The 5228-nt window shown below is 42.6% G+C and carries 3 protein-coding genes; 2 read left to right on the forward strand and 1 reads right to left on the reverse strand.

Annotated features, from left to right (window positions below):
- Positions 1-261: 261 nt before the first annotated feature.
- On the reverse strand, positions 262-819 hold the full coding sequence (locus tag HWQ44_RS03330; protein ID WP_292714766.1) for a Uma2 family endonuclease: 558 nt from the start codon (positions 817-819) through the stop codon (positions 262-264).
- A gap of 254 nt (positions 820-1073) precedes the next feature.
- Here HWQ44_RS03330 and sat point away from each other — a divergent pair, with 254 nt between their 5' ends.
- Complete coding sequence (gene sat, locus HWQ44_RS03335) at positions 1074-2252, forward strand: sulfate adenylyltransferase (RefSeq protein ID WP_292714769.1); 1179 nt, start codon at positions 1074-1076, stop codon at positions 2250-2252.
- A gap of 99 nt (positions 2253-2351) precedes the next feature.
- Positions 2352-4499, forward strand: coding sequence for a caspase family protein (locus HWQ44_RS03340; RefSeq protein WP_292714772.1), 2148 nt, complete (start codon positions 2352-2354; stop codon positions 4497-4499).
- Positions 4500-5228 lie beyond the last annotated feature (729 nt).

A 5228-nucleotide genomic window follows, 5' to 3' on the forward strand; every position in this document is an offset into this window, starting at 1 on the left:
AACTTTTGCGCTCACTTTACTTCAACACAGTAAAAGATGTCAAATGGGTTCTATATAAGTCCGCATCGCATCAGGGAGAGATATATTTATACTTTTCACTGGCACAACTTCCCTAATTTTTCCTTCATAATATTATTTTATGGCAGTTTATGCCATTTATTGCCATCCAAGGATCAATTAGCAAAAGCTATACCTGTGGCGGTCTACGCTTACGTACTCTTTATCAAAAACTACTTCTCTCTAATGTTCCTTCAAACTCTTTCAAAGCTTGTACAGTACAGTTCCTACTTGCCAAGCTCGTTCAACTGTAGCGGCAATAATTTGAGTTAGAGGGATATTTGGAAAATTAGGACTATGATCAGATTCGATGTAATGTCCATCCCTGAGTAAATAAATCCTCAGCTTTTTACTATCGTAAATCCAGAGTTCTGGAACTGCGATCGCTTCGTAAGCATCAAGAGTTATTTTTGATGTCACATCTGTTTCAATTGCCAAATCAGGAGGCGGATCATTTAGTTCCAGTTTGCGACGACCGATCATTCTTTGATAATTTTGGATGTAGAAGCAAGCATCTGGTTCTACCCCCGCTATATTTTCTCGCTTGAAGGTGGTTGAACCGAAGGGTTCATAACTTTTTCCGGCGATTTTCAGCAAGATTTTTACAATATCCGAAATTAAGTCCTTTGATTTTTTGTGTTCGGGCAGAGGAACCATAATTTCTAACGTAGACTTGCTGTAACCAACTCGTAGCGATCGCTTTTCCCCCAATTCTTGCAAAATAGACTCAAATTCCTCCCAACTTATATCGTTCGTTGACATTCACTCTACTACCAGGCGCTAGCCGCATTTGGCTAACAGGTTTAACAACGGGGGATACAGCAGTCATAAGCAATTCCAAGGAACTATTCTGAAACTTGAGGCTGGATTAGCTTTAGCCTAACCTAATCAGATAGGTTAGAAGCTAGTTGCAAAATTTTCTTCCATTCCCTAAACTCTTTTTTTCTACGTACCAGCATTTGATAAGTTAGTACATAATCTGAAACAATAACAGTAAAAGCAGAGAGGGGATTACGTTGAGTCACAATCCAGATGCCATAGCCCCCCACGGTGGACAGTTGGTTAACCGTATCGCCACACCAGAACAAAGAGCAGAGTTTCTCTCAAAAGCTGACTTTTTGCCGCGAGTGCAACTTGACGATCGCGCCGTTTCAGATGTAGAAATGATTGCGATCGGTGCTTTTAGTCCACTCACGGGTTTTATGAACCAGGAAGACTACGCTCGCACTGTTACAGAAATGCGATTAGCTAACGGTCTTGTGTGGTCAATCCCGATTACACTATCGGTCAGTGAAGAAGTAGCTTCCCCATTGCCAGAAGGCGGCTTAATCCGTCTGGATAACTCCAGAGGCGAATTTATTGCAGTTTTGCAACTCACCCAAAAATATCACTACGACAAAACCCGCGAAGCAAGAAATGTCTACCGCACTGATGATGCCAAGCATCCCGGCGTGCAGGTACTCTATAACCAAGGTAATGTACATCTAGCGGGTGATATTTGGTTGTTGCAACGCGAACCTCATCCCCAGTTTCCCACTTACCAAATCGATCCAGCTGCCTCACGGCAATTATTTAAAGATAAGGGTTGGAAAACCATCGTCGGCTTTCAAACTCGCAACCCCATCCACCGCGCCCATGAATATATTCAAAAGTGCGCTTTAGAAATCGTTGATGGTCTATTTTTGCACCCATTAGTCGGGGCGACAAAAGAAGACGATATTGCCGCTGACGTGCGGATGCGCTGCTATGAAATTTTGCTGGAACACTACTATCCCTTAGATAGGGTAACTTTGGCAATAAATCCAGCCGCAATGCGCTATGCTGGGCCTCGTGAGGCCATATTCCATGCTTTAGTCCGCAAAAACTACGGCTGTACTCACTTTATCGTCGGGCGAGATCATGCTGGCGTCGGTGACTATTATGGCACTTATGATGCTCAGTATATCTTTGAAGAGTTTGCGCCAAGTGAATTGGGCATTGTACCGATGAAATTTGAACACGCTTTTTACTGCACACGCACTAAGCAGATGGCAACATCTAAAACCAGTCCCAGCAAGCCAGAAGAACGCATTCACCTATCGGGGACAAAAGTCCGGGAAATGCTGCGGCGTGGTGAATTACCGCCACCAGAATTTTCCCGTCCAGAGGTAGCGGCAGAGTTGGCGCGGGCAATGCGGATAGAAGTGCCGGCTTAGGGCAAATTGTCAATAGATAACCAGTATCGACTGTCACTTTACACTACAGAGTTCAGCCCTGTAAGCTGCTAACTGATAGCTGAGGGCTGATAGCTAATTATGGAACGGCGCACGTTTTTACACAGAATTGGCTCAATACTCGCTGTATTGGGGGTAACTGAAGCTGAGTGGTTGACTTTGGGAAATCGCTATTATCAGGCTTTGGCACAACCCAGTCCGCGCAAGTTGGCATTGTTAATAGGTATTAACCAATACCCAAAAATTCCAGTCCTCAGTGGTTGTCTGACGGATGTGGAACTACAAAGAGAACTTTTGATTCACCGCTTTGGTTTCCAAGGGTCAGATATTCTAACCTTAACTGAGGAACAAGCTAGTAGGGAATTCATTGAGGCGGCTTTTTTGGATCACCTGAGCAAGCAAGCTAAACCCGGTGATGTAGTTGTCTTCCACTTTAGCGGCTATGGCAGCCGGATCAAATTGGAGACATCGCCAGATACAATGCAAAATGCTCTGGTGTCAGCTAATGTAAGTCATAAATCACAAAATGATAAAATAGTCAACTATATATTAGAAGAAACTCTACTGCTATTATTGCGATCGCTCCCCACAGACCAAGTAACAGCAGTATTGGATACTAGCTATTATGCGCCAACCCCAGTCTTAGGATTAAAAAGTCGCGCCCTTCAGGAGTCAGTAGCAAAGCTAGCAGCAGAGGAACTTGATTTTCTCCAACAACTTAAAACTCAGAAGTTACCCAGCACTCCGATTGTTTTAACAGCTACCTCAGAAGCAAAGCAGTCGGCGAGGGAAGGAATATTTTCTGGTTTTAGTGCTGGGTTATTTACCTACGCCTTGACACAGTATTTGTGGGAATTCACCCCAAACACCACAATTCAAGTCGCCCTCTCTCATGTAGAAAATTCTCTATCCAAATTGGGTAGCAAACAGCAACCAGGGGATATGAAAAACCTCTCTCCTAAGAAGAGAGAGGCTTTGAATTCTCCCCCTTCCCTTGTAGGGAAGGGAGCTGAGGGGTTAGGTTTTCTAGATGATTTAGACAGTATCATTGGTGCAGAAGGCGCGGTGACAGCTATCGAAGAAGACGGCAAAACAGTCCATCTGTGGTTGGCAGGATTACCTCCCCAAGTGCTGCTATACTACGGAGTTAATTCTCGATTTACCCTAGCAACAACAGAGCAATTAGTATTGCGATCGCGGACTGGGTTAACGGCAAAAGCTCAAATTGCCAAAATTGAAGGTGCAAATCCCCTACAAGTCGGACAACTCGTCCAAGAAGCAGTTCGGGTTTTACCCCGAAATATTAATTTAACAATAGCTCTAGATACTGGATTGGAAAGAATTGAGCGGGTAGACGCCACAAGTGCCTTTGCTGCATTTTCCCGTACGTCCACCGTAGTAGTAGGAGAAAAACCTGCTGATTATGTATTTGGTAAGCTACAGGAAATTCCTAGTCGCTATGGTCTATTTTCTCTTGGTGGCGAGCTAATTCCCAATACCACCGGGGAAGTAGGAGAAGCAGTAAAATTAACAGCGCAAAAGTTAGAGCCAAAATTATCAACCTTGCTAGCAGCCAAATTATGGCGACTCACAGAAAACCAAGGTTCTTCCCGCTTGGCTCTCAAGGCAACCTTAGAAATAATTAGTGGTATATCACCACAAGTGGTGATGCAGCACCAAACAGTCCGAACTGTCAAACCGGAAACTTCGATTAAAAAATCACTCCCCACTGCCGTTGTGCCTATCGGTAGTCAAATGCAATATCGAGTGGAAAACCAGAGCAATCGCCCAGTATATTTAATCTTGGTGGGCTTAAACAATAATCATACTGCGATCGCCTTTTATCCTTGGGAAACCCCCCAAGAACCAAACACTGTGGACACCAAGCCCCTACTTAAAGAAGTTGTCATCGCTCCAGGTGAAACCCTCACCGTACCCCAAACTAATGCTGCTTCCGAATGGGTGATTTCAGGGCCAGCTTTCTTTTGCGAACAACAACTGATTTTTAGTACTGCCCCCTTTAGCGGAACTCTCGCCGCTTTGAACACTGCTAAATATTCCCCAACCGAAGAAAGGCCGATTGCCCCATTATTGAATCCCTTAGACGTTGCACAAGCCTTGCTACAAGACTTGCATCTCAAAACTGAGATGAACAGCATAGCAGCCGACTCATATATCTTAGATGTAAATAATTGGGCAAGTCTTAGCTTTAGTTTCCAAGTTGTGTAAATATGGAGTCAAAGCCTCTCTCCTAAAAGAAGATAGGTTTTACATTTAATTTGGTTGAGTTTCTTACCTTAATTGGGTTGGCTTAGATTGCATATCGGATTACTGTTCCGACTTTGACTTACAGAAGCATTGAGTTGAATCAAGCACCATAAAAAAACAAATACCAATAATATTTGTATCATCTGTTGCAAAAACTGTTGAGAAAACGTCAGAGTAAAGGAAAGGCCATTCTTCTCGTTATCAGATTTTGGTTTAGGCTTGCGAGGTCTTTGAAAATTTGGCATAATTAAAATGCTCTCCTTTTGATGTATGGCGAGTAAAGATTTCCAACTCTGAGGACCAGTCAAAAGTTGGGAAATTTATCAGGAATACCCTTTGACTCAATGTTTTAGAGTCAAAGGGTATCCGTTATTAAGCATAACTATAACTTAATGAATAGGTCTAAAGCAATATTTTTGGGCAATGAAAAGGGCCAACTATATATGTATAGTAGCGCACTTTTTCCATAATTGTATGAACTTACAGTTAAGTTTCTATCAATAAGTTTAAAGATTTGTCAATGTTCAATCTTAAAGTCTTTGTCCGAAAAGGATAAAAAAATCAGTAATTGAATTTGTTAGCTGAAAAAGCTACTATCAAAAAATGTGATCTACTTTGGCAAGAAGCAGATACTTAGGCATCATGTAAAAATAAATTGAACAATTTGCCGAATGGTTAGATGATCAGAAT

The sequence above is a fragment of the Nostoc sp. JL34 genome (genome assembly GCF_017114945.1).
Classification (GTDB): Bacteria; Cyanobacteriota; Cyanobacteriia; order Cyanobacteriales; family Nostocaceae; genus Nostoc.

Bases quoted from the DNA above. Each gene is read 5' to 3' on its own strand.
- HWQ44_RS03340 (WP_292714772.1), top strand. From the start codon at position 2,352: ATGGAACGGCGCACGTTTTTACACAGAATTGGCTCAATACTCGCTGTA.
- HWQ44_RS03330 (WP_292714766.1), bottom strand. From the start codon at position 819: ATGTCAACGAACGATATAAGTTGGGAGGAATTTGAGTCTATTTTGCAA.